The following is a 23,624-nucleotide window of genomic DNA, read 5'->3' as shown; positions in this document are numbered from 1 at the left end:
AAGCCTTGACAGAACATCGAATCTTTCTCGACGTAGCGCGCATTTAATAACGCCATTCCCTTTATGGAGCGGCGTTATGTCAGACGAATTTATTCTCTCCCTCCGCCACTGCCTGCATCATTTGTACGGCGTGGCGCGTACCCTTTCCTGGCTGCATTTTCTTCCCCTGGCCCTGCTTGCGCTGGCGATTTTTCCGCTGACCGGCTGCGGTGATAAACACGAAAACAAACCTGACCCAGTGCGTAAGGTACGCTACGTCGTCGTTGGCACCGCTCACTCCCTTCCCGCGCTGGAAAGAACCGGTGAGATCCATGCCCACGATGAAACGACCCTGAGCTTTCGCACCGGAGGCCGGATACTGACGCGTAGCGTTGATATTGGCGACCGGGTCACTGCCGGACAGCTGCTGGCCACGCTTGATAATACGACCGGGCAAAACCAGCTGGACAGCGCCGCGGCCGACTATGAAGGCGCCAAAGCCTCTGCCCAGGTCGCCGCGCTTAACGTCAGTCGCATGCAAAAGCTTATGCCAACAGGCGCGATAGCCCGCACGCAGCTCGACAGCGCCCGGGCTGACTGGCTTGTCGCCCGCGCGCGCTTAAAAAGCAGCGAGGCCGCATGGCGAAATGCCCGCGAAAGTCTCGGCTGGACGCACCTGATCGCGCCGCAAGCGGGCGTCATCACGGCCGTGAGCGCCTCTGCGGGACAGGTTGTCAGCGACGGCCAGTCCGTGCTGACGCTGGCGACCGGGGAAGCCCGCGACGTGGCGTTTGACATTGCCGCGCCCGATGCGATCCCGTCTCTGGATAAAGCGGTTTTGCAGGTTTCCCTCCTCAGCGACCCGTCGGTGCAGGCGTCTGCCGTACTGCGGGATATCACCCCGCAGGCCGATCCTCAGACCCGCACGTGGCGCGTCAGAGCTACCCTGCAAAACCCGCCGGCGGCCATGGCGCTGGGCGCCAGCGTCACCGTGACGTTGCCTTCCGCCGCCCCGCACGGGTACGCGCTTCCCGCGTCGGCGCTGACCCGCGTCGGCGACAAACCGGCCGTTTTCGTCATTACCCCGCGTTCGCAGGCGCAGCTGCGCGTGGTGGTGCCCGTCGGCTATACGGCCTCATCCGTCATGATTGCCTCCGGCCTTGAGCCCGGCGACAGGGTGATTACGGCGGGCGTGAGCACATTACGATCCGGCGAGCCGGTGATGGCCGGAGAGGTTCAGCCATGAACACAGGATCGGAAACTAAATTTAACCTCTCTGCCTGGGCGCTGAAGAACCAGCAGATGGTCAGCTTTTTCATGCTGCTGGTAATTGCGATGGGCGTGTTCTGCTATGAAAAGCTGCCGCGTAATGAAGATCCGGCATTCACCATTAAAACGGCCGTCGTCTCCGCGCAGTGGCCAGGAGCCTCCGTGACGGATACCACCCGCCTGCTGACCGATACGCTTGAAAAAAAGCTGCAGGAAACGCCCTGGCTGGACTATCTCGAAAGTGAAACCCGTGCCGGACGCACCGTTATTCACGTCAACCTCCGTGATGATACGCCCCCGCAAAACGTGCCCGATATCTGGTATCAGGTTCGCAAAAAAATGCAGGACATCGCGCCGTCCCTGCCCGAAGGGGTGCAGGGTCCTGCCGTGGATGACGAGTTTGACGACACGTTCGGCACAATTTACGCCTTTATTCCCGAAGGCTTCACGTTGCGGGAGGTGCGAGATCGCGCAGAGACAATACGGCGCGAGCTCATGTCTCTGCCGGATATGGGTAAAACCACCCTGCTGGGGGAACAGCAGGAGCAGTGGGTTCTCGCCTTTTCTCCGGCGCGCCTGGCCGGTATGGGGCTGGATATTCAGGAGGTTACCGACGCCCTCCGGGCGCAAAACGCCGTTGTCCCGGCAGGAACGATGCGTACCGGGCAGGAGAACATGGCGATAAAGGTCAGCGGGGCGCTCACCACCGAAGAGAGTTTACGCGCCGTCACGCTGCACGTTAACAATCGCTATATTCCGCTGACCGACATTGCCACCGTCACCCGGGAAATCGCTGAGCCACCGGCCCCGGCCTACCGGGTGAACGGCAAACCGGCTATCGGGCTGGCGGTGTCGATGGCGCCGACAGGCAACATGCTGCGTTTCGGTGCTGCGCTGAACGCAAAAATGGCGACCCTCAGCGCCGGGCTGCCGCACGGTATCGAGATGGTGAAAGTCGCCGATCAGTCAGCGGTGGTCAGTGACGCGGTAAGCGGGTTTATCCGGGTACTTATCGAAGCCGTTGTTATCGTGCTGGCGGTTTCATTTGTCTCGCTGGGTTTGCGGGCCGGACTGGTGGTGGCGACGGCCATTCCGCTGGTGCTTGCCATGACGTTTGTCGGCATGATGCTCGCCGGTATTGGCCTTCAGCGTATCTCGCTCGGGGCGCTGATCATTGCCCTGGGCCTGCTGGTGGATGACGCCATGATCGCCGTCGAAACGATGGTCTCCCGGCTGGAAGCCGGGGATTCCCGTCGACACGCGGCCACCTATGCATTCAAAACGACGGCCTTCCCGATGCTCACCGGTACTCTGGTCATGATTGCCGGCTTTATTCCCGTTGGTTTTGCGGCCTCCAGCGCCGGTGAATACTGCTTCTCCCTGTTTGCGGTGGTGCTCATCGCCCTGCTCTGCTCCTGGGCCGTCGCGATCCTGTTTTCGCCGCTAACGGGCACGTGGCTGCTGCCGGAAAAAGTCAGACATCACGCGGCAGGACCGGGAAGGATCGCGCGCGGGTATGGACGGCTTTTACGCCTGGCGCTCCGCCACCGGCTCGCTACCGTACTGATTGCGCTTGCCGCGCTGGGGCTGTCAGCGTACGGCACGACGTTTATGCAGGGCGAGTTTTTCCCCGCCTCGGACCGGCCCGAGCTGCTGGTCAGCCTGACGCTTCCGGCCAACGCGTCGCAGCCGGAAACGCTCAGAGAGGTGGAAAAGCTGGAAAAAGCGCTGGCCGACAATAGCAATATCGATCGCTTTTCGACGTACGTTGGCTCAGGCGCCATCCGTTTTTACCTGCCGATGGACGTGCTGCTGGAAAATGAAAATATCGCCCAGATGGTTGTGGTCGCGAAGGATCTTGCGGCGCGGGATCGTCTGCACGCACAGCTCAACACGATCCTGGCGACGCAATTTAGCGACATCATCACGCGCGTGTCGCCCCTTGAGTTGGGGCCTCCCGTCGGCTGGCCCATCAAATACCGGGTGAGCGGGCCGGATTATCTGCAGGTCCGGGCGTTTGCGAACCGTCTCACGGACGCGATTGGCCGCTCCCCGTTCTCACGCGACGTTAACCAGACGGCCGGAGAGCCGGAGAGAGTCATTACCCTTGAGGTAAATCAGACGGCGGCCAGAGCGGCGGGAATATCGTCAGAAAGCCTCGCCCGCACGCTGAATACCGTCTGGTCCGGCAGCGTTGTCACGTCCATCAGAGATAATGACCGCCTTGTCGACGTGGTGCTCAGGGCCAAGGACAGCGCGCGCCAGAGCACCGCCACCCTCTCCTCACTCACGATTCAGGGGAATGACGGTAAAAAAATTCCGCTCAGCGCCGTCGCAACGCCGGTTTGGGGCGTGGACGATCCGGTCATCTGGCGTCGGCAGCGTGTGCCCTTTATCACGGTGCAAACCGACCTCGCCCCGGGGCTGAGGGCTGAAGCGGTATCCGCCGCGCTGCGTCCGACGGTGGATAAACTGCGCGCGAACCTGCCCGCAGGTTACAGCATTGAAGAAGGCGGCGCGGTTGCCGAATCGGATAAGGGGAACAGCTCCGTCTTTACCGTTCTTCCGGTAACGCTGGTCATCATGCTGTTGCTGCTGATGCTTCAGCTGCGGCGATATTCCCGGATGCTGCTGGCGCTCCTGATGGCCCCGTTTGGTTTACCGGGGATCGTGCTGGCTATGCTGCCTGGCGGAACGCCGATGGGGTTTGTCGCGCTGCTGGGCGTCATCGCCCTGGCGGGGATGATCGTGCGTAACGCGGTAATATTGATTAGCGAGGTTGACAGCAATCTTGCTCAGGGGATGGCAAATGATGCCGCGATTATGGCGGCCGCGGAGCACAGGGCCAGACCCATCTGTCTGACTGCCTGTGCCGCCATTCTGGGGATGATCCCCATCTCTCACCAGGTCTTCTGGGGCCCAATGGCCTATGCCATCATCGGCGGGCTGCTGGCTGCGACGCTGGTGACGCTGACCGTGTTACCCGCGTCGTTTAGCCTGCTGTTACAGTGGGGGGCTCAGCGCAAAGCCACAGCCGACGGGCCGGGCTGAGTCTCCATTTTTCTCCGATTACGCGGCGGTGAGCGCAAAACGGTCTGTCAGGACATGGCGGATTTCATCCTCCGCCAGCTGCCGCGTTTCAGTGCCGTTCGCCGTGATGGTTTTCAGCATATCGCCCAGTAAAATCTGGCGTCCTTCCGGGCTGTGCTGCACCACCACCCGCTTCTGCACAAAGATCGCATCCGGGTGCGTGGAGTTCAGGTAGTTGGCCGGGACGAAATCAATCCACTCCTGAGGCGTGAGATCGAAGCCGTATTGTCGGGCCCATTCGCCTTCCACCTTCGCCTCGAGCAGATACTCACCCTCTGCGCTGCGGCTCAGGCGAAACGTGTCAAAATCCTGGGGGACATCCACGTCAAGCGTGTCCAGCGCCATCGGGGCGCGGATGCCGTAGCTGCCGAACCCGAGATCGCAAAGCCACTGCCTGCTCTCCACTTCAGCGATTAACGCCATATGGGTTTTTGGCCGCCGCGCCGGGTAGAACATCGGACGCGCCGCCACGAAACGGTAAGGAATACCGAGTGCCTCCAGCGCCATGGCGAAAAGCCCGTTCACCTCATAGCAGTAGCCGCCGCGCCCTTTCTTTAACACCTTATCGGCAATGTCGTCTGGCGCCAGCGAGACAATTTTACCCGCCTGCACGTCCAGATTTTCAAAGGGAACGGAAAAGAGCTGATGACGCATCAGCGCATGCAGGGTGGACGTGTCGGCCGCCGCCGGTCCGGTGTAGTTTATGCGTTTGAAATACGAGGAAATGTCGAAATTATCGCTGTGCATAATGCCTCCTTGTCCTGAACATGCCGGACACTATAGATGGCGCGCATCATTGGCTGTATAGTCAGTTTTATCGAAAATTAGCCTGAACAGATACGCATGTCTGCCCCGTCCACCTCCTCACCACACTATCGCCGGATTGCTGAGAGTCTACGCCTCACGCTCTCTTCAGGAGCATTGCGAGCCGGTGACCGGATGATCTCTGCGCGAAAACTGGCCGAGCGCGAGCACGTTAGCCTTCCGACGGCGCTGGAGGCCCTTCGCTGCCTTGAGGCGGAGGGGCTGATCGTTGCGCGTCCGCGTTCGGGTTATTACATTCGCCAGATCAGCCAGCCTCAGCGTGCGGAGCCCGCGCGTTCCCCGGCAGGCCCGGTCCCCGTCACCCTGTCCGCCGTGGCCCGGTCACTGTTCAGCAGTGCAGAAACCCGTCTGGTCCCGCTGGGCGCCGCCCTGCCCGATCCCGCGTGGCTGCCCGGGGAGGCGCTGCAGCGGGCGTTGCACTCCGCGGGTCGTCGTCTGGACGCGCATGGGCAGAGCTACAGCCTGCCTCCGGGAAGAGCAGACTTGCGAAGTAAGATTGCCGCGCGCGCTGCGCAGTGGGGAGCCCGTTTCGGCGCGGACGATCTTATTATCACCGCGGGCGCGACGCAGGCGCTGCGCCTGGCCCTGCGGGCCGTGTGTCAGCCAGGTGATGTGGTGGCGATTGAGCAGCCCGCCTACTTCGGCACGCTCCTGCTGCTGGAGGATTTAGGCCTGAAGGCCTTAGAAATCCCCACCGATCCTGCTGAAGGCCTGTTACTGGAACCGCTGGCTGACGCCATCCGCTGCCACCGTCCTGCGGCCGTTCTGGCCTCGCCCACCGTGCAAAACCCATTGGGTGCCAGCATGCCCGTCGCGCGCAAGCAGGAACTGGTTGCTCTGCTTGAAGAGGCCGGTATTCCTCTGATTGAGGACGACGTTTACGGTGACCTGGTCGGTGACGGGCAACGTCCTCCGGCCTGCAAAGCCTTCGACCAGAGCGGGAATGTGATTTACTGCAGCTCCCTGTCAAAAACGCTTGCGCCGGGGTGGCGAATCGGCTGGATTGCCGCCGGACGCTATTACACGCAGGTCTTGCAGGCCCGCATGGCCGGAGAGTGGGCAGGTGCGCCGCTGCTGGAAGCCGCGACGAGCGAGATGCTGGCAAGCGGCGACTACGACCGTCACCTGCGGCGGCTAAAGCGGCGGATCGCAGAGGGAATAGACGCCGTCGTGGCGCAGGTCAGGGCCAGTTTTCCCCCCGGTACCCGCGTAAACGTCCCCGCAGCTGGCTTTCTGTTGTGGGTCGAACTTCCTCCGCAGGTCAACGCGCTGGAGGTGCATCGTCGCGCGCTGGCGCGGGGTATTGGCGTCAGCCCCGGTCCCCTGTTTTCTCCTGGCGCAGAACTCTCGCACTTTCTGCGGCTAAACTGTGCAAACGAACCGACGCCCCGCCTGCTCAATGCCGTGGAGCAGATTGGTGCGCTATGCCATGAGCTGGCCGCTTTCACACCAGACTCTCCAGCCACTCGGTAAATACCCGCACCTTGCGGGAGAGATGACGGTGTGGGTAGAGCAGTGACAGTTTGCGGTCCGGCGAGCGACAGGCTGGCAAGACCTCAACCAGCAGGCCGCGGTCAATGTAAGGCTGGAGAAAGAGATTCATCCCCTGCATTACCCCAAGCCCGGCCAGGCCTGCCGCGATGTAGGCCTCGGAGTTATCCACCACCAGCTTACCGGGTAGCGCGATCTCCGCGACGCCCTCTGGCGTGGTAAACGTCCACGGCTGAATGTGCCTGCTGCTGTTGTTAATCCAGTTGATGGCCTGATGCTTGCGTAAATCCTCCAGCGTTTCTGGCGTACCGTGTTTTGCCAGCCAGGCCGGGCTGGCACAGGTCGTGATTTTAATGTTCCCGACTTTACGCGCGATATAGTCGCCGTCGTCCAGCTCGCCCACCCGCAGCACGCAGTCCAGGCCGTCCCGCAGCATATCCCGACGGCGGTCAGAGCTGCTCAGAATGATCTCGATCTCGGGATGCTGACGATAAAAATCAGGCAGATTGGGTATCACCCGCAGCGTTGCAAAAGAGACAGGCATATCGACTCGCAGCTGGCCGTGTATTGCACGGTCCGTACCAAACGACTCCAGTAATTCATCCGCCTGCGCCAGCAGGGGTTTACTGCGGCGATAAAACGCTTCCCCATCCGGCGTCAGGCTAATCCGACGCGTTGTACGCTGAAGGAGCCGCGTGCCGCTGTGTTGTTCCAGAAGCTGCAGCGCTTTGGTCACTGCCGGTCGATGGACCTGCAGATTCTCTGCCGCCTGGGTAAGGCTCCCCGAGTCGACAATTTCAATAAAAATCCGAATAGATTCAAAGAGGTTTATTTGCATAAGGGATGTCTTGCCGCGAGCGGGAGAAAATGATTGTTATTGATTTTATAACAGTGATGAATCTTTCTGGCTATTTTTCCTAACAATCTTACTCTTTACACTCTCCTTCATTCAAACGTAAGGGAGAGTCTGCTATGAAAAATAACCGTATCTGTCAGATCCTGGGTATCGAAAAGCCCGTTATTCAGGGACCGTTATCCTGGCTTACTGATGCCCGTTTAGTGGCCGCGGTCAGCAATGCCGGAGGGCTCGGCGTGCTGGGTCCCAACGCAGGGTTAACCGCCGATACCGCGGTCTCCACGCCGGAAGCAACCGCCGAAAAAATGCGGGAAGAAATTCGTAAAACCAAACGGCTGACCGAAAAACCCTTCGGCGTTAACCTGATCCCCACCGCCGTTAATGACGTCTGGACCGGGCCAATTCTTAAGGTGGTAAAAGAGGAAGGCGTCAGGGCCGTGGTGTATACGGGCTACGGGGAAGGCAGCATTATTCCCGCGCTGTTTAGTGAGTTAAAAGAGGCGGGCATTGCCATTATCTACCGCGACATCAATCCCACGCCGGAAAACACCCTTCTGGCTGAAGAGATGGGGGCAGACATCATCGTCGCCACCGGTTTTGACGAGGGTGGGACGCTACCCGCGACGGCGCTGGGGACCTTTTCCATCGTGCCGCTGATTGCCGACGCCGTGAAGCACGTCCCGGTGATGGCCGCGGGCGGTATTACCGATAATCGCACCGCCAGAGCGGCGCATGCATTGGGTGCGGAAGGCGTGTTTGCCGGTTCGGTGTTTATCAGTACCGAAGAAAGCCGCGTGCCGCAGGGGGTCAAAGAGAAAATTGTTGCCGCCAACGGCCTGGACCTGCTGCTTTTCCGTACCATCCCCCACTACTATCGTTCTCTTCCCGGCAAGCTGGCGGAAAAACTGGCGGCGATGGATAAAGCGGGCGCAAGCAACGAAGCGCTGGGCAAGGCGATGGGCGGATTACGGGGCCTGCGCCTGGGCATGCTGGAAAATAATACCGATGAAGGGTATATCGCGCTCGGCACGGGGATCGGGAATATCCACAGCGTGAAAAGCGTGGCCGAGGTTGTCGATGCGTTAACGGTTGAGTAAGCCCTTAACCCTGATGCTATGGGCGCTGCACAGGAGCAGCGTCCGCAAACCGTCTGCGGTTCTTTTTCACACATTGAGGATTGCGCGTTCTTTAACCACAGCGTCAGGATTGGCACGTTTTACCGCTACCAGAAAAGCCGTGAAGTTATGATTCCAGAGGGTAAGATTGTTATAAAACTGCACCTGCTTTTCATTTGCACCATCACGGTAAATAACAATCCAGACCCGTCTGCTGTTTATCTCGGTATTCCCCGGCCCGATTTTAATGATATTAGCCAGCGCAATTTTACGGGTGGCGTTGTTTTTAACTTCATATAAAAACTGGTCATCATAAAACCAGGTTTTACCTCCATTCCCGCCAAATATTGAGGGACTGGCAGAGATCTTTTTCATCCCGTTACGGTCTGTAATGATGCGTTTTGCCTGGCGAATGCGTCTGACCAAAAAGCTTAACAGAATGAGAAGCGCAATGAGGGGCAGAGCAACTGATATCATTTTTAGACTTTCGTGCATATCCCTGCCCCACAATACATTCATTTTAACGCGTGAGTATAACGCGCCGATCGTTGATGACAACAACCCTTACGGTCAGGGAATAATCCGCGCGGCTCTCAACTGCGCGAACAGGTGGAAAAACATCTCATCCGTCGCCTGCATTTGCGTAAAGCCCGCCCTGCGCAGCTTGCTCCCGTCACCAAACATGTCGTAGTTCCAGCTAAAGACAAAATCGGCAAACCGCCCGTCGCTCAGCTGCAGAATATCCGCTTCCACCAGCCGCTCTCCGGCAAGCTCGCGCCATACGCCGCGATAGTCCGTAAACAACTGATGAAATGACAGCCTCACCGGCGGTGCAGAGTCCAGGTCAAACCAGCGTGCGATGCGCGGCCAGAGCTCGCTCCAGCGCCAGATATCGCCATTATTCACGTTGAACGACTGATTCTGTGCCGCAGGTGACGCGGCGGCCCACAGAGTGGCGTCGGCCAGCAGCCCGGCGTCGGTATGGTCAACGATACTGTGCCAGGTCTGTTCCGAACCGGGAAAACGCAACGGTAAACCCAGCGCCTTGCACAGGGAGGCGTACAGGGCAATGCTCAGCGCAAGGTTCATGGCATTGCCCGGTACCGCACTCCCTACCACGCCCGGCCTGATGGCATTCCAGTGCCAGCGCTTTCCCCGCTGAAACTGGCTGAGCCACGCAAGCTGCGCGGCGTTAAATTCGGCACCCGGTACGCCGGGATCGCTTTCGCGCGCCGGGGTTTTAAACGGTCCCAGATGCGCGCCGTAGACCTTGTACCCCTGCATCAGGCTTACCGTCTGCAAAGGTGCCGTTTTTTCGAGGATGCTGACCAGATTACGCAGCATGGTGACGTTCGGCTCAACCATGTCTTCCCAGTTCGCCGCGTTCGCCCAGGCGCTGTAAAAGAGATGGGTGGTACCGTCCAGGGAGCGCAGCGCCCGGGCGCTGTCCTTTTCATCCAGTAAATCGATCTTGACCATCGGAATGCCGTCAGGATGCGACCCGGCATGGCGGCTAAGGCCGATCACCTGCCACTGATGGTGCAGGAGCGTGTTGACCATCTGTCTGCCGACAATGCCGCTGGCGCCCGCGACCAGGGCGACGTTGTGTTGCTGCCTATTATTCATGGTATTTCTCCGGAAAGGGTGACAGCCACAGTGTGATATATTATTTTTTCCGCAGATATTCCCTGAAACCGATGGCACTTATAAGCAAAATCATTAAATGAATAATAAGCTCACCGCCATTTCTACCTTTTTACGCGTCGCTGAAGCGGGCTCGTTTTCAGCGGCTGCCCGTCAGACCGGTATTAAGCAGTCCGCCGTCAGTCAACAGATCGCGGCGCTTGAGGAATCGCTGGGTGTGGTACTGCTGCACCGTACGACGCGTACGATGAAGCTGACCGAACAAGGGGAACGCTACCGGCGTGATATGCAGCTCGTGCTGGACGCCATGGGGGAAGCGGAGAGGCGTTTACATCCTGTCGATCATAGCGTTCAGGGACGCGTCCATGTCCAGTTGCCGAGCGGCCTGGGGCAGATCATTTTGCCGCATCTGCTGGCGTTACAGCGCCTGCATCCCGAGCTGCAGCTGATGCTTTCCCTGGATGACCGCCTTGCCGATCTGGTGGCGGAGGGCGTGGATGTCGCGATACGGCTGAGCAGCGAGCCTCCGCAGGCGCACGCGGCTCGCGTGCTGGGACGGATTGAAGCTGCACTGTTTGCCGCTCCCGGTTTTCAGGCGGTACACGCAGTCAGCGAACTGGCGACGCTGCCACACGTACGGTTCAGCGGCATTCCGCCGGATGCTCCCCTGCGCCTGATGTCTGACGAGGAAATGGTCGAGGTCAACGTGAATACCGTTTTCCGTGCCAACACCAGTGAGGCGCTGCTGCAGGCGCTGGAATCCGGCATCGGTATCGGCGGCATGCAGCGACCGCTCGTGGCCAGGGCTCTGCAGTCGGGCACGCTGGTACCGGTGCTGCCCGACTGGCGGTTACCCGATCGCTTCCTCTATGCCGTTTATCCTGATGCCCGCTTTATTCCGCAGCGCGTCAGAAAGGTCGTCAGCGTGATTGAGCAATTACTGCCTGAGATCGCGACCCACAACGCCACAAAATAACCGCCTTTTACCTCGCCACCGGTAAATCCGCGTATCGCGTCGTATAGGCCGGTGACAACATTTCCCGCTTCATCGCCCACGGTTTCTCAATCCCTTGCCCGGCGAACCATATCTTCCCTTTGCCGGAGTGATTGACGCTGTCGATCATCTCCATCAGCGCCGCGCTGTTGGCGCGCAGGCGATTGTCGTCAAACAGATTAAGCTGAGCGACACCGCTGCTGAAAAAGTCCGCCAGCATGACCCCGGCCTTCATATAGCGATACCCGTCGAGCCATATCCGCCCCAGCGCTTCAGTGGCGGCACGGATGATATCCCGCGAGTCATTGGTGGGCGTCATCAGGGTGACCGAAGCCTGATTACCGTAATAAATTTCGTTGTCCGCATGCGGGCTGGTGCGCACAAACACGCTGATAAAACGACAGTATTGATGCTCGCCGCGCAGTTTCTCTGCGGCGCGTTCCGCGTAGGCGCAAATCGCCTGGTGCATCTCTTCATATTGCGTAATGCGATGACCAAACGAACGGCTACAGATGATTTGCTGCTTCGTGGGGGTGTACTCTTCCAGGTCAAGACAGGGCTCGCCGCGAAGCTCGCGCGCCGTACGCTCCAGCACCACGTTAAAATGTTTGCGAATGACCCACGAGGAGGCCTCCGCCAGCTCCAGCGCCGTGGTAATCCCCATCGCGTTCAGTTTTTTCGTTATGCGCCGCCCTACGCCCCATACCTCCTCTACCGGAACCTTTGCCAGCAGTTTACGCTGCCGCTCGCGGCCCGACAGATCGACCACGCCGCCGGTACTGGCCCACCGTTTCGCCGCATAGTTGGCCAGCTTCGCCAGCGTTTTTGTCGGGGCAATGCCGACGCCAACGGTTAAGCCCGTATTTTTAAAGACCTGCGTGCGCATCTGGTGTCCGAACGCTTCCAGTGCAAGGCAGTTACCGATCCCTGAAACGTTCACGAACGCCTCGTCGATCGAGTAAATTTCTATGGCCGGAGCGAGATCGGTCAGCGTCTGCATCACCCGACTGCTGAGGTCGGCATACAGCGCATAGTTTGAACTGAAGACGTAAACCCGTTCCGGAAACCGTTTTTCTTTGAATTTAAAATAGGGCTCACCCATTTTTATGCCGAACTGCTTTGCCTCCCGCGAGAGTGAAATAATACAGCCGTCGTTGTTGGACACCACCACGATGGGCTTCCCCTCCAGATCGGGGCGGAATACCTTCTCGCAGGAGGCATAGAAGCTGTTCACATCAACCAGCGCGAACATGTTTATGCGTTTTAAGCGTGTGGGTGACGACGCCGAAGATCTGCAGTTCCTCTTCGGAATGAAAGGTAATCGGCTGATAGCGGGCATTATGCGGCAGAAGTCTCAGAGCCGGGCGAGTCTGTAGCTCCTTCACCGTAAACTCACCGGCGACCGACGCCACAACGATATCCCCATGTTCGGCATTTAACGAACGATCGACCACCAGCAGATCGCCGTCGCCGATCCCCGCCCCAATCATGGAGTCTCCACTCACCTTGATAAAATAGGTCGCACTGGGATGTCTTACTGCCAGCCGGTTAAGATCGAGACGATCCTCCACATAATCTTGAGCCGGACTGGGGAAACCACAGGCTACACGCTCTGCAAACAACGGTAATTCAATAGATTGGTTTGGATGATAAGAAAAGAGAGTGTCCATAATGCCTTTCTCGCCAGATACTGTATATAAATACAGTATTACGGATTATGGCCAGGGATCAAGGTCATTTCAGGAAGCGAACCTAAACGCGTTGAAGTGTCAGAAGATTTAAAACGCGCAAAGCCCGGAAGTGCATGTCGGGCTTTGCGCCTGTGACAATCAGTCCATCAGCGTATTCAATGTTTCCAGTGCGTCAGGCGGCAGCTGCAGTTCCCCCGCCGCGAGGTTTTGCCGCAGATGCGCCACGGAAGAGGTGCCCGGGATCAGCAGGATATTCGGAGAACGCTGCAGCAGCCATGCCAGCGCAACCTGCATTGCCGTGACGCCCAGTGAATCCGCGACAGCCTTCAGCCCGGACGATTGCAGCGGCGTAAAGCCGCCCAGTGGGAAGAACGGCACATACGCGATCCCCTGCTGCGCAAGCAGATCCACCAGCGCATCATCACCCCGGTTCACAATGTTGTACATGTTCTGCACGCACACCACCGGCACCATCTTCTGCGCTTCCGCGACCTGGGTGGCCGTGACGTTGCTCAGGCCAATATGCCGCACCAGCCCCTGCTGCTGTAATTCTGCCAGGGTGGAGAGCGGTTCAGCAATCGACCCTTCCGCTGGCCCGTGCGCGCTAAACATGATCCGCAGGTTCACCACGTCCAGCACGTCCAGCTGCAGATTACGCAGGTTGTCATGCACCGCCTGCGTCAGCTCCTGCGCGGAAAAGGCCGGCAGCCAGGCGCCTTTGTCGTTGCGACGGGCACCAATCTTGGTGACGATCGTCAGATCGTCCCGATAAGGATGAAGTGCCTCTCGGATCAGCTGGTTGGTGACATGAGGGCCATAAAAATCACTGGTATCAATGTGGTTCACCCCCGCCGCCACGGCCTCGCGTAACACGTCCAGCGCGGCCTGCTTATCCTTCGGCGGCCCAAAGACGCCCGGCCCGGCCAGCTGCATCGCGCCGTAGCCCAACCGTTTCACCGTCCGCGTCCCAAGCGCGTATGTCCCGCTTTTATCAATGCTGCTCATGTTGACCTTCCTCATAAAAATGATCCGGATTTACAACAGGTTCCCTCTGGGAGCCTTTAGTTAAGCGCGAGTTAATTAAAGTTTACATTCTCTACGACGATAGTAATGAAGTAACCCTGCATCTTCTCTAACGGACGACCGCTATGCTGAAAAATCTGCACGTGATTACCGGTATTATCTTTGCCCTCACCATATTCTGTCTGCTGCAAGTTGTCACGGGAGGGTTGTTCTACTCTGCCGTCAGCAACGATCGCCATAACTTCCAGAACTCCGGCGTGCTCAACGCCCAGCAGGAAAGCCTGAGCGACAGCGTGAACACGCTGGTGAAAACGCGCGTCACCGTCACCCGCGTGGCGATCCGCTACCTGAAAAACCAGCGTGACCCGGCTTCCCTTGAGGCGATCAATAAACTGCTGGGCACCGCAAGCGACTCGCTGGCAAAAGCCGAAGCCTATAACAAAGAGTGGCAGAAACTGCCGCAGGTTAAGGGCCAGGAGGCGGCATTGACCGACGAGATGCAGAAATCATGGAACCAGATGCACGAAGTCATGCGTTTATCGATTGAGTATCTGCGCGCCGATAACTATCAGGCCTATGGCGATCTGGACGCGCAGCAGGCGCAGGACGATATGGAAGCGGTCTATAACCGCTGGCGCGCCGAAAACAACACCCTGCTTAAGGCCGCAACCGAAGAGAACCAGAGCAGCTTTACGCAGATGCAGTGGACGCTGGCGGCAATTCTGCTGGCCGTTATCGCGGTACTGGTGGTCATCTGGCAGGGTTTACAGCACCTGCTGTTAAAACCACTCCACTCCATTATGAACCATATTCGCGCCATTGCAGGGGGCGACCTGACGCAGGATATCGCTATCTCGGGCCGCAATGAGATGGGTCAACTGGCCGCGGGCCTGCATGAGATGCAGCAGTCGCTGGTAACCACCGTCAGCGCCGTGCGCGGAAGCACCGATTCCATCTACACCGGCGCAGGCGAAATTGCCGCAGGAAGTAACGATCTTTCCGCCCGCACCGAGCAGCAGGCCGCCTCGCTCGAAGAGACCGCCGCCAGCATGGAAGAGCTGACCGCGACGGTTAAACAGAACTCCGATAACGCCCGTCAGGCCACGCTGCTGGCGAAAAACGCCTCTGAAACGGCCGCGCGCGGCGGTCACGTCGTGGATAACGTGGTTCGCACCATGAACGAAATCGCCGACAGTTCGCAGCAAATTGCGCATATTACCAGCGTGATCGACAGCATCGCGTTCCAGACGAACATTCTGGCGCTTAACGCTGCGGTGGAAGCGGCACGCGCCGGGGAACAGGGGCGTGGCTTTGCGGTTGTCGCAGGCGAGGTCCGTACGCTGGCGAGCCGCAGCGCGCAGGCGGCGAAAGAGATCAAAGGGCTTATCGAAAACTCCGTCAGCCGGGTGAATACCGGTTCTGAGCAGGTTAGCGAGGCCGGCACCACCATGAAGGAAATCGTCGCCGCCGTTACCCGCGTGACCGATATCATGGGCGAGATTTCCTCTGCCTCTGACGAGCAGAGCCGCGGCATTGAGCAGGTGAGCCTGGCCGTTTCGCAGATGGACAGCGTGACGCAGCAAAACGCCGCGCTGGTGCAGGAGTCCGCCACGGCGGCAGCGGCGCTGGAAGATCAGTCCGAACAACTGCGCCAGGCGGTAGCCGCGTTCCGTCTGAACGGAAAAGAAAAAGCGGTCACCCCGCGCCCGGCCAGCGTGAAGACGCCCCAGCTGTTGCGCCCGGCAACCGCAAACGCCGCCACCGAAAGCAACTGGGAAACCTTCTGAGTATCAGGCGGGCGAGAATATCGCCCGCTAGCGGCTGCGCTTGGCGTGCCGCTCCCAGTTCTCCTGTTTTGCTTCATCGGATTTACGCAGTGAAACGTAGCATGCCCCGCTGCCGCCGTGATGCGGCAGCGCCACGCAGAAGGCCTGTACATCCTCGAACTCGGTTAACCAGCGCGCCAGATAGCTGCGCACCACATTAGGATGTGAGTTCTGCTCCCGCCCTTTCCCGTGAATGATAATCAGGTTACGTAACCCGTCACGTCTGGCCTGGCAGATAAAAGAATAGAGCATCTGACGGCAGCGTTCGGCAGGTTGACGCAGGAGGTTTAAGCTGGCCTGGCGGGCATATTTACCCGAGCGCAGCTTATCGATAACGCCCTGCTGCACCCCTTCGCGCTGGAACGCCAGCGGTTCTTCCAGGGGAAGAAGGTCAAGAAAATCCAGCGTCAGGAAGTTATCCAGCTGTTCACTATCCACCTCCTGGCGCGTCCGCGTATTGCGGCTGGGCTGCCAGTGAATATCCGGGCCACGCTTCAGCGGCTGGACATCTTCCATGGCGTCAAGAAAAAAGGATTTGTCGTCAGGGTTCATGGATATCCTCCGGCTACAACTGAGGACGGTACTATACCTGCGCCCGAGACAGGCCTCAATCACCGTTACAGGCCGTCGTGCGCAACAAATATTAACCTGATGAATATATATAGTATTTATAAAATAAAGTTAAATATGACTTAAGTAAAATTTCAGCAAAGATGAAATAAGTGATTTGTGTTAAATTTTCGTAAAATCAAACACTCAATATCCTTTCATTTTGCGGGAAAGGTGTTATACCTAAATATACCTGCTTCATGGATATAATACTCAGGATTGGCGAAAGGACGCACTGCTGTGTGTACTGGAGGATCTGTCTGATGTCGGGCAGATCCTGTTTTTTTATTATATCACTTTCACGCCACGATTATTTTTCTCGCCTCCCGCCTGAACTGCGTAATTAATGATTCAGCCAGGGGCGTCTGACGTGAATCGCGGCGCTGAATTAAATAATATGCTGCTTTTGGAAGCGATTCGACAACCGGCAGCATGACCAGGCGGTGCGCCAGCAGCGGGTCACACCCTAGCTCCTGCGGCAATATGCTTAGAAAATCACTTTGCGCGACCAGGCTAATACAGGAGGAAAAGGTTTCGCAGACCACACCAATTCGCGGTATTTGCGAGCGATGGCTAAATACCTCTTCTAACTGCTTATAATAACTTCCCCGCGGCGTCGGCATTGTCCAGTTATAATGCAGAAGTTCATTAATCGACGTTGCTCCTGTTGCCGGATGCCCTTCTCGACAAAATACCGCAAACGGCTTCTCGAAGAGTTTTTCAAACGTAAATTCCTGGTCGTAAGGTCCCTGATAATAGGTGTTGATGGTGAAGTCCAGTTCGCCCTGCCGTAATTCGTTAATCATCGACACCAGCTGTCCTTCCATTATCCGCACTTTGACCTGCGGATGTTGGGCATGAAAGCGGGTGATAACGGCGGGCATCAGGCTGCGCGAAACGCTGGCCCCCATCCCGATGTTGATCTGCCCGGCCTGTTCCCCCTGCCGCTGACGAATGTCATCCTGCGCCGCGCGCAGCTCTTCCAGAATTAGCCGGGCACGCTGGTAAAAACCCTCGCCGCATTCGGTCAACGCGACGCCCTTACTCCTGCGCACGAAAAGCTGCGCCGCCATGCCCTCCTCCAGCTCTTTGATGGATTTGGTCAATGCCGGCTGGGAAAGATTCAGCGTCCTGCTGGCACCGCGAATGCTGCCCTGACGAGCAACTTCAACAAACGCCCGGAGATGATGGAATTTAACCTGAAATGACATAGCCCGACCGATAACCGTTGTTTATCAGAGTAAAGAAACTGTCATCTACTTTACTGGAAAGGGATGTGCGAGGGTAATTCCTGAACGGTTAAAACTGTGAAATATCGGTTAGTGATAAGTAAAAACTATCACAGCGTGAAGCAGTTCACATATTTTAATGATGACAGGAACAGATATGGACACACTGGCGCAGTACATCCAGACGTTAACCCCGCAGCTGAGCGCGTGGCGTCGCGATTTTCACCATTATGCGGAATCCGGCTGGGTAGAGTTTCGTACCGCCGCGAAAGTCGCGGAGACCCTGGACTCGATGGGTTACGCGCTGGCGATGGGGCGCGACGTCGTCGATGCCGAAAGCCGGATGGGGCTGCCCGATGACGCGACCCTGGCGCGAGAATTTGCCCGCGCGCGCGCGCAAGGCGCGCCTGAGAAATGGCTGGCGCCGTTTGAAGGCGGCTTTACCGGCATTGTTGCCACCCTGAATACCGGCCGCCCTGGCCCAACCCTGGCGTTTCGCGTGGACATGGACGCCCTTGATTTAAGCGAAGCGCTCGACGACAGCCATCGCCCGTTCCGCGACGGGTTTGCCTCCTGCAATCCGGGAATGATGCACGCCTGCGCACACGACGGCCACACCACCATTGGTCTGGGGCTGGCACAGGTGCTTAAGCAGAATGAAGCCCGGCTGAACGGCACCATCAAGCTGATCTTCCAGCCTGCCGAAGAAGGAACGCGCGGCGCGCGCGCCATGGTTGCCGCCGGGGCGCTGGATGACGTGGACTATTTCACGGCCATTCATATTGGTACTGGCGTGCCTGCCGGGACGGTAATCTGCGGCAGCGATAACTTTATGGCCACCACCAAGTTCGACGTGAGCTTTACCGGCGTGGCCGCACACGCGGGCGGTAAACCGGAGGACGGCCGTAACGCCCTGCTCGCCGCCGCGCAGGCCGCCCTCGCCCTGCACAGCATCGCCCCGCACAGCGACGGCGCATCCCGGGTGAACGTCGGCGTGATGCAGGCGGGCAGCGGACGCAACGTGGTGCCCGCGAATGCGCTGATGAAGGTTGAAACCCGCGGTGAAAGCGAAGCGATTAATCAGTATGTCTTTGAACGCGCGCAGGCGGTGATTACCGGCGCAGCGGCGCTCTACGGCGTGAGCGCGGAGATGCGCCTGATGGGGGCAGCCACCTCCAGCGCGCCGACGCCGGCCTGGGTGGATTATCTGCGCGAACAGGCGAGCCAGGTTTCCGGGGTTGTTCACGCCATCGATAAGGTAAAAGCCCCGGCCGGATCCGAAGACGCCACGCTGATGATGGCCCGCGTGCAGCAGAACGGCGGCATGGCGTCCTATATGGTGTTTGGCACGGATTTGAGCGCCGGACATCACAACGAAAAATTCGACTTCGATGAGCAGGTGATGCCTGTCGCTATCGAAACGCTGGCGCGAACTGCGCTGAATTTCCCGTGGACGCGAGGTGTGTAATGCAGGAGAACTACGCTTTTATTGCCGATGCGATCGATACGCGATGTCGGACGTTAACCGATATTGCCGACGCGATCTGGGATCGCCCCGAAACCCGCTTTGAAGAGGTCTGGTCCGCCGAACGGCTGGCCAGCGAGCTGGAAGCCGAAGGCTTCACGCTGACCCGCGAGGCAGGCGGTATTCCAAATGCCTTTATCGCCAGCTTCGGCAGCGGAAAACCGGTTATCGCCCTGCTGGGCGAGTACGACGCGCTGGCCGGGTTAAGCCAGCAGGCACACTGCGCGACCGCGCAAACCGCCACGCCGGGGGCTAACGGCCACGGCTGCGGACATAACCTCTTAGGCACCGCGGCGCTTGCGGGCGCGGTGGCGGTGAAAAGCTGGCTGGAGCAGCACGGCGGCAGCGGAACGGTGCGTTTTTACGGCTGTCCCGGTGAAGAAGGCGGCTCCGGGAAAACCTTTATGGTGCGCGAAGGGCTGTTTGATGACGTCGATGCTGCCGTCACCTGGCACCCGGAAGCCTTTGCCGGGATGTTTAACGTCAGCACGCTGGCGAATATTCAGGCCGCCTGGCGTTTTCACGGCGTGGCGGCGCACGCGGCCAACTCCCCTCACCTGGGACGCAGCGCGCTGGACGCCGTGACGCTGATGACCACCGGCACCAACTTCCTTAACGAACACATCATCGAGAAAGCGCGCGTCCATTACGCCATTACCGATACCGGCGGGATTTCGCCCAACGTGGTGCAGGCGCAGGCCGAGGTGCTGTACCTGATCCGCGCCCCGGAGATGGCGGATGCGCAGCAAATCTACGAGCGCATCGAGAAAATTGCCCAGGGCGCGGCGATGATGACCGAAACCACCGTCGAATGCCGCTTTGATAAAGCCTGCTCCAGCTACCTGCCGAACCGCACGCTTGAGGCGGCGATGTATCGCGCCCTGCAGCACTACGGCACGCCGGAATGGACAGACGAGGAGCGAGAGTTTGCCCGCGAGATCCGCGCCACGCTGACGCCCAACGATTTGCAAAACAGCCTGAAAAATATTGCCGCCACGGGTGGTGAAGCGGGTAAAGCCTTTGCCCGTCGTCATCAGGCGACGCTGCTGGTGGATGAAGTCGCGCCTTATGCCGTCACCGACAACGTGCTGGCAGGTTCAACCGACGTGGGTGACGTCAGCTGGAAAATGCCGGTCGCTCAGTGCTTCAGCCCCTGCTTTACCGTCGGCACGCCGCTGCACACCTGGCAACTGGTATCTCAGGGGCGAACCTCTATTGCCCACAAAGGCATGCTGCTGGCCGGGAAAGTGATGGGCGCGACCGCGCTCAATCTGCTGCAGGACGTCGCGCTGCTGAAAAAATGCCGTGAAGAGTTCGAACAACAAATAGAAGAAAAACCGTACGAGTGTCCGATCCCACGAGGCGTGACACCGTCACCTTTAAAATAAAAAAACACAACACAACAACACAACAGTCCCGAGGAACGCCCATGAGTATGTCATCCATACCTTCGCATTCCCCATCCGGTAAGCTCTATGGCTGGGTTGAAAGGATCGGCAATAAAGTGCCGCACCCTTTCCTGCTTTTTATCTATTTGATTGTGATTTTGATGGTCGCCACCGCCGTGCTCTCCGCCTTTGACGTCAGCGTGCGCAGCCCGGCCGACGGCAGCCTGGTGGCGGTGAAAAACCTGCTGAGCATTGAAGGGCTGCACTGGTTTTTACCCAACGTGATTAAAAACTTCAGCGGATTCGCCCCGCTCGGCGCCATTCTGGCGCTGGTGCTGGGCGCCGGTCTGGCTGAACGCGTCGGCCTGTTGCCCGCATTGATGGTGAAGATGGCTTCTCACGTCAGCGCGCGCTACGCGAGCTACATGGTGCTGTTTATCGCCTTCTTCAGCCATATCTCCTCCGACGCCGCGCTGGTAATCATGCCGCCGATGGGGGCGCTGATCTTCCTCGCCGTCGGGCGCCATCCCGTGGCGGGTCTGCTGTCCGCGATTGCGGGCGTGGGCTGCGGCTTTACTGCTAACCTGCTGATCGTGACCACCGACGTGTTGCTCTCGGGCATCAGTACGGAGGCGGCGAAAACCATTGATGCGGCCATGCACGTCAGCGTGATCGACAACTGGTACTTTATGGCAAGCTCGGTGATTGTCCTGACGATTGTCGGCGGGCTGATTACCGATAAGATCGTCGAGCCGCGGCTGGGTAAATGGGAAGGGCGCAGTGATGAAAAGCTGGAAACCCTGAGCAAAGAGCAGCGCTTCGGCCTGCGCGTGGCGGGGATTGTCTCGCTGGCGTTTATTGCCGCGGTGGCGCTGATGGTGGTGCCGGAAAACGGCATATTGCGCGATCCGGTTAAACATACCGTCCTGCCTTCGCCGTTTATCCAGGGCATCGTGCCGCTGATTATTCTGTTTTTCTTCGTCGTCTCGCTCGCCTACGGTATCGCCACCGGTAAAATCCGCCGCCAGGGCGATCTGCCGCAGCTGATGATCGAGCCGATGAAAGAGATGGCGGGCTTTATCGTGATGGTGTTCCCGCTGGCCCAGTTTGTGGCGATGTTTAACTGGAGCAACATGGGCAAGTTTATGGCCGTGGGCCTCACCGACGCGCTGGAGGCTGCCGGGCTAAGCGGCGTACCGGCGTTTGTCGGTCTGGCGCTGCTGTCATCCCTGCTGTGCATGTTTATCGCGAGCGGCTCCGCCATCTGGTCGATTCTGGCCCCGATCTTCGTGCCGATGTTTATGATGCTGGGGTTCCACCCGGCTTTCGCGCAAATCCTGTTCCGCATCGCGGACTCCTCAGTTATCCCGCTGGCGCCGGTTTCGCCGTTTGTTCCGCTGTTTTTAGGCTTCCTGCAGCGCTATAAACCCGAGGCCAAACTGGGTACCTACTATTCGCTGGTTTTACCCTACCCGCTTATCTTTTTAGGGGTATGGCTGGTGATGCTGGTGGCATGGTATCTTGTCGGCCTGCCGATTGGACCGGGGATTTACCCGAGGCTGAACTAAAGGAATGAGGATGCTGAGATTACTCGAAGACAAGATTGCGACGCCGCTTGGCCCGCTGTGGGTGATCGCGGACGAGCATTTTTGTCTGCGCGCCGTTGAGTGGGAAGAGCACAGCGACCGCATGGAAGAACTGCTTGCGATTCACTACCGCTCACAGGGGTATGAACGTATCCGCGCCACCAATCCGGGTGGACTGAGCGACAAGCTTGCGGCGTACTTCGAAGGCGATCTCAGCATCATCGACACGCTGCCCACCGCCACGGCAGGCACCCCTTTTCAGCGCGAAGTGTGGCAGGCGCTGCGGGCCATTCCCTGCGGACAGGTGATGCATTACGGCCAGCTCGCGGAGCAGTTAGGTCGCGCAGGGGCCGCACGCGCCGTAGGCGCCGCGAACGGCTCTAATCCGGTCAGCATCGTGGTGCCCTGCCATCGCGTTATTGGCCGCAACGGTACCCTGACCGGCTATGCCGGTGGCGTGCAGCGAAAAGAGTGGTTACTGCGTCACGAAGGGTATCTTTTGCTCTAGTTCCCAGGCTTTTTGTGCTTAATTTTCTACCGGTTAGGCTAAAAATCCATAATCAAGCTGTGGAATTTCAAGAAGATGGCGACGCATTGTCGTCTCTTGTCCTTATTGAGGGTTTGTCAGGCTTACGTACTTACCAAAAAGATGTTAAAATTGACCAATATCAATTAAGGCTTGAGCAAACCTATGATCCCGGAAAAGCGAATTATACGACGCATTCAGTCTGGCGGTTGTGCTATCCATTGCCAGGATTGCAGCATCAGCCAGCTCTGTATCCCGTTTACCCTGAATGAGCATGAACTCGATCAGCTTGATAATATCATCGAGCGTAAAAAGCCTATTCAGAAAGGGCAGACGCTGTTTAAAGCGGGAGACGAACTGAAATCGCTCTATGCTATCCGTTCTGGCACCATCAAGAGCTACACCATCACTGAACAGGGCGATGAGCAGATCACCGGCTTCCATCTGGCAGGTGACCTGGTAGGCTTTGATGCCATCGGTACGGGCCATCACCCGAGCTTTGCTCAGGCACTCGAAACCTCGATGGTTTGCGAAATTCCGTTTGAAACCCTGGACGATCTGTCCGGCAAGATGCCTAACCTGCGTCAGCAGATGATGCGTCTGATGAGCGGTGAGATCAAAGGCGATCAGGACATGATTCTGCTTCTTTCTAAAAAGAATGCAGAAGAGCGCCTGGCCGCGTTTATCTACAACCTCTCCCGCCGCTTCGCCGAGCGTGGCTTCTCGCCGCGTGAATTCCGTCTGACCATGACGCGTGGCGATATCGGTAACTACCTGGGTCTGACCGTGGAAACCATCAGCCGTCTGCTGGGTCGTTTCCAGAAAAGCGGGATGCTGGCCGTTAAGGGTAAATACATCACTATCGAAAACGGTGAAGCGCTGGCCGTTCTTGCCGGGCACGCCCGCAACGTGGCGTAAACGCCATACGTATACAGCCAGACCGATAAATTTTCCTGAT

Annotated in this window: 20 protein-coding genes; 11 read left to right on the top strand and 9 right to left on the bottom strand. The window is 58.3% G+C overall.

All coding sequences use genetic code 11. From position 1 onward, the window contains the following. Positions 1 to 76 precede the first annotated feature (76 nt). Together KGP25_RS10385 and KGP25_RS10380 are read left to right on the top strand one after the other, a co-directional pair. Complete coding sequence (locus KGP25_RS10385; protein ID WP_223540376.1) at positions 77 to 1,225, top strand: efflux RND transporter periplasmic adaptor subunit; 1,149 nt, start codon at positions 77 to 79, stop codon at positions 1,223 to 1,225. Next, positions 1,222 to 4,299, top strand: coding sequence for an efflux RND transporter permease subunit (locus KGP25_RS10380; protein ID WP_223540375.1), 3,078 nt, complete (start codon positions 1,222 to 1,224; stop codon positions 4,297 to 4,299). The genes KGP25_RS10385 and KGP25_RS10380 overlap by 4 nt, the downstream gene beginning before the upstream one ends. 18 nt (positions 4,300 to 4,317) lie before the next feature. Here KGP25_RS10380 and KGP25_RS10375 read toward each other — a convergent pair whose 3' ends face one another. Then, complete coding sequence (locus KGP25_RS10375) at positions 4,318 to 5,085, bottom strand: arylamine N-acetyltransferase (protein ID WP_223540374.1); 768 nt, start codon at positions 5,083 to 5,085, stop codon at positions 4,318 to 4,320. A gap of 96 nt (positions 5,086 to 5,181) precedes the next feature. On the opposite strand from KGP25_RS10375, the gene KGP25_RS10370 reads away from it, so the two are divergent. Continuing rightward, on the top strand, positions 5,182 to 6,636 hold the full coding sequence (locus tag KGP25_RS10370) for a PLP-dependent aminotransferase family protein (protein ID WP_223540373.1): 1,455 nt from the start codon (positions 5,182 to 5,184) through the stop codon (positions 6,634 to 6,636). On the opposite strand, the gene KGP25_RS10365 is transcribed toward KGP25_RS10370, so the two are convergent. Beyond that, positions 6,608 to 7,492 carry a LysR family transcriptional regulator gene (locus KGP25_RS10365; RefSeq protein ID WP_048222852.1) on the bottom strand — a complete coding sequence of 295 codons (885 nt, stop codon included), beginning with the start codon at positions 7,490 to 7,492 and terminating at the stop codon, positions 6,608 to 6,610. The genes KGP25_RS10370 and KGP25_RS10365 overlap by 29 nt on opposite strands. 134 nt (positions 7,493 to 7,626) lie before the next feature. Here KGP25_RS10365 and KGP25_RS10360 point away from each other — a divergent pair, with 134 nt between their 5' ends. After that, positions 7,627 to 8,607, top strand: coding sequence for a nitronate monooxygenase (locus KGP25_RS10360; RefSeq protein WP_223540372.1), 981 nt, complete (start codon positions 7,627 to 7,629; stop codon positions 8,605 to 8,607). A 66-nt stretch (positions 8,608 to 8,673) separates the two neighbouring features. On the opposite strand, the gene KGP25_RS10355 is transcribed toward KGP25_RS10360, so the two are convergent. After that, complete coding sequence (locus tag KGP25_RS10355; RefSeq protein ID WP_063621482.1) at positions 8,674 to 9,120, bottom strand: hypothetical protein; 447 nt, start codon at positions 9,118 to 9,120, stop codon at positions 8,674 to 8,676. A gap of 75 nt (positions 9,121 to 9,195) precedes the next feature. Further along, positions 9,196 to 10,251, bottom strand: coding sequence for an SDR family oxidoreductase (locus KGP25_RS10350; protein ID WP_223540371.1), 1,056 nt, complete (start codon positions 10,249 to 10,251; stop codon positions 9,196 to 9,198). Positions 10,252 to 10,348: 97 nt separating this feature from the next. Between KGP25_RS10350 and KGP25_RS10345 the strand changes: the two genes are divergently transcribed. Continuing rightward, positions 10,349 to 11,245, top strand: a complete 897-nt coding sequence (locus KGP25_RS10345; protein ID WP_223540370.1) for a LysR family transcriptional regulator — start codon at positions 10,349 to 10,351, stop codon at positions 11,243 to 11,245. Positions 11,246 to 11,252: 7 nt separating this feature from the next. On the opposite strand, the gene umuC is transcribed toward KGP25_RS10345, so the two are convergent. From umuC to KGP25_RS10330, 3 genes are all read right to left on the bottom strand, one after another. Continuing rightward, positions 11,253 to 12,515, bottom strand: a complete 1,263-nt coding sequence (gene umuC, locus KGP25_RS10340; protein WP_045910358.1) for a translesion error-prone DNA polymerase V subunit UmuC — start codon at positions 12,513 to 12,515, stop codon at positions 11,253 to 11,255. Further along, positions 12,499 to 12,933 carry a translesion error-prone DNA polymerase V autoproteolytic subunit gene (gene umuD, locus KGP25_RS10335; protein WP_196346211.1) on the bottom strand — a complete coding sequence of 145 codons (435 nt, stop codon included), beginning with the start codon at positions 12,931 to 12,933 and terminating at the stop codon, positions 12,499 to 12,501. Before umuD ends, umuC begins: the two co-directional genes overlap by 17 nt. Positions 12,934 to 13,092: 159 nt before the next feature. Continuing rightward, entirely contained in the window at positions 13,093 to 13,959 is an 867-nt protein-coding gene (locus KGP25_RS10330; protein ID WP_039025407.1) for an aldo/keto reductase family oxidoreductase, read from the bottom strand. 143 nt (positions 13,960 to 14,102) lie between these two features. Between KGP25_RS10330 and KGP25_RS10325 the strand changes: the two genes are divergently transcribed. Then, positions 14,103 to 15,764, top strand: a complete 1,662-nt coding sequence (locus KGP25_RS10325; protein WP_223540369.1) for a methyl-accepting chemotaxis protein — start codon at positions 14,103 to 14,105, stop codon at positions 15,762 to 15,764. Between the two features lie 27 nt (positions 15,765 to 15,791). Here KGP25_RS10325 and smrA read toward each other — a convergent pair whose 3' ends face one another. Beyond that, positions 15,792 to 16,355: a DNA endonuclease SmrA gene (smrA, locus tag KGP25_RS10320; protein WP_045910355.1), complete on the bottom strand. Its 564-nt coding sequence runs from the start codon at positions 16,353 to 16,355 to the stop codon at positions 15,792 to 15,794. Between the two features lie 356 nt (positions 16,356 to 16,711). Continuing rightward, the gene (locus tag KGP25_RS10315; protein WP_023292606.1) at positions 16,712 to 17,623 is read right to left on the bottom strand and encodes a LysR family transcriptional regulator; all 912 of its coding nucleotides are present in this window, start codon (positions 17,621 to 17,623) and stop codon (positions 16,712 to 16,714) included. Positions 17,624 to 17,798: 175 nt separating this feature from the next. Between KGP25_RS10315 and KGP25_RS10310 the strand changes: the two genes are divergently transcribed. The 5 genes from KGP25_RS10310 (at position 17,799) to fnr (ending at position 23,584) form a co-directional block, all read left to right on the top strand. Then, positions 17,799 to 19,109 carry a M20 family metallo-hydrolase gene (locus KGP25_RS10310; protein ID WP_223540368.1) on the top strand — a complete coding sequence of 437 codons (1,311 nt, stop codon included), beginning with the start codon at positions 17,799 to 17,801 and terminating at the stop codon, positions 19,107 to 19,109. Further along, positions 19,109 to 20,554, top strand: coding sequence for a M20 family metallopeptidase (locus tag KGP25_RS10305; RefSeq protein ID WP_223540367.1), 1,446 nt, complete (start codon positions 19,109 to 19,111; stop codon positions 20,552 to 20,554). The genes KGP25_RS10310 and KGP25_RS10305 overlap by 1 nt, the downstream gene beginning before the upstream one ends. A 41-nt stretch (positions 20,555 to 20,595) precedes the next feature. Beyond that, entirely contained in the window at positions 20,596 to 22,122 is a 1,527-nt protein-coding gene (gene abgT, locus KGP25_RS10300; RefSeq protein ID WP_045910351.1) for a p-aminobenzoyl-glutamate transporter, read from the top strand. A gap of 10 nt (positions 22,123 to 22,132) precedes the next feature. Beyond that, the gene (gene ogt, locus KGP25_RS10295; RefSeq protein ID WP_048030715.1) at positions 22,133 to 22,648 is read left to right on the top strand and encodes a methylated-DNA--[protein]-cysteine S-methyltransferase; all 516 of its coding nucleotides are present in this window, start codon (positions 22,133 to 22,135) and stop codon (positions 22,646 to 22,648) included. A 183-nt stretch (positions 22,649 to 22,831) separates the two neighbouring features. Continuing rightward, positions 22,832 to 23,584, top strand: coding sequence for a fumarate/nitrate reduction transcriptional regulator Fnr (gene fnr, locus KGP25_RS10290; RefSeq protein WP_006174991.1), 753 nt, complete (start codon positions 22,832 to 22,834; stop codon positions 23,582 to 23,584). Positions 23,585 to 23,624: the final 40 nt, after the last annotated feature.

The organism is Enterobacter sp. JBIWA003 (assembly GCF_019968825.1).
Taxonomy (GTDB): domain Bacteria; phylum Pseudomonadota; class Gammaproteobacteria; order Enterobacterales; family Enterobacteriaceae; genus Enterobacter; species Enterobacter quasiroggenkampii.
Note: the sequence above shows the minus strand (reverse complement) of the source record. Positions and strands in the feature narration are given on the sequence as shown.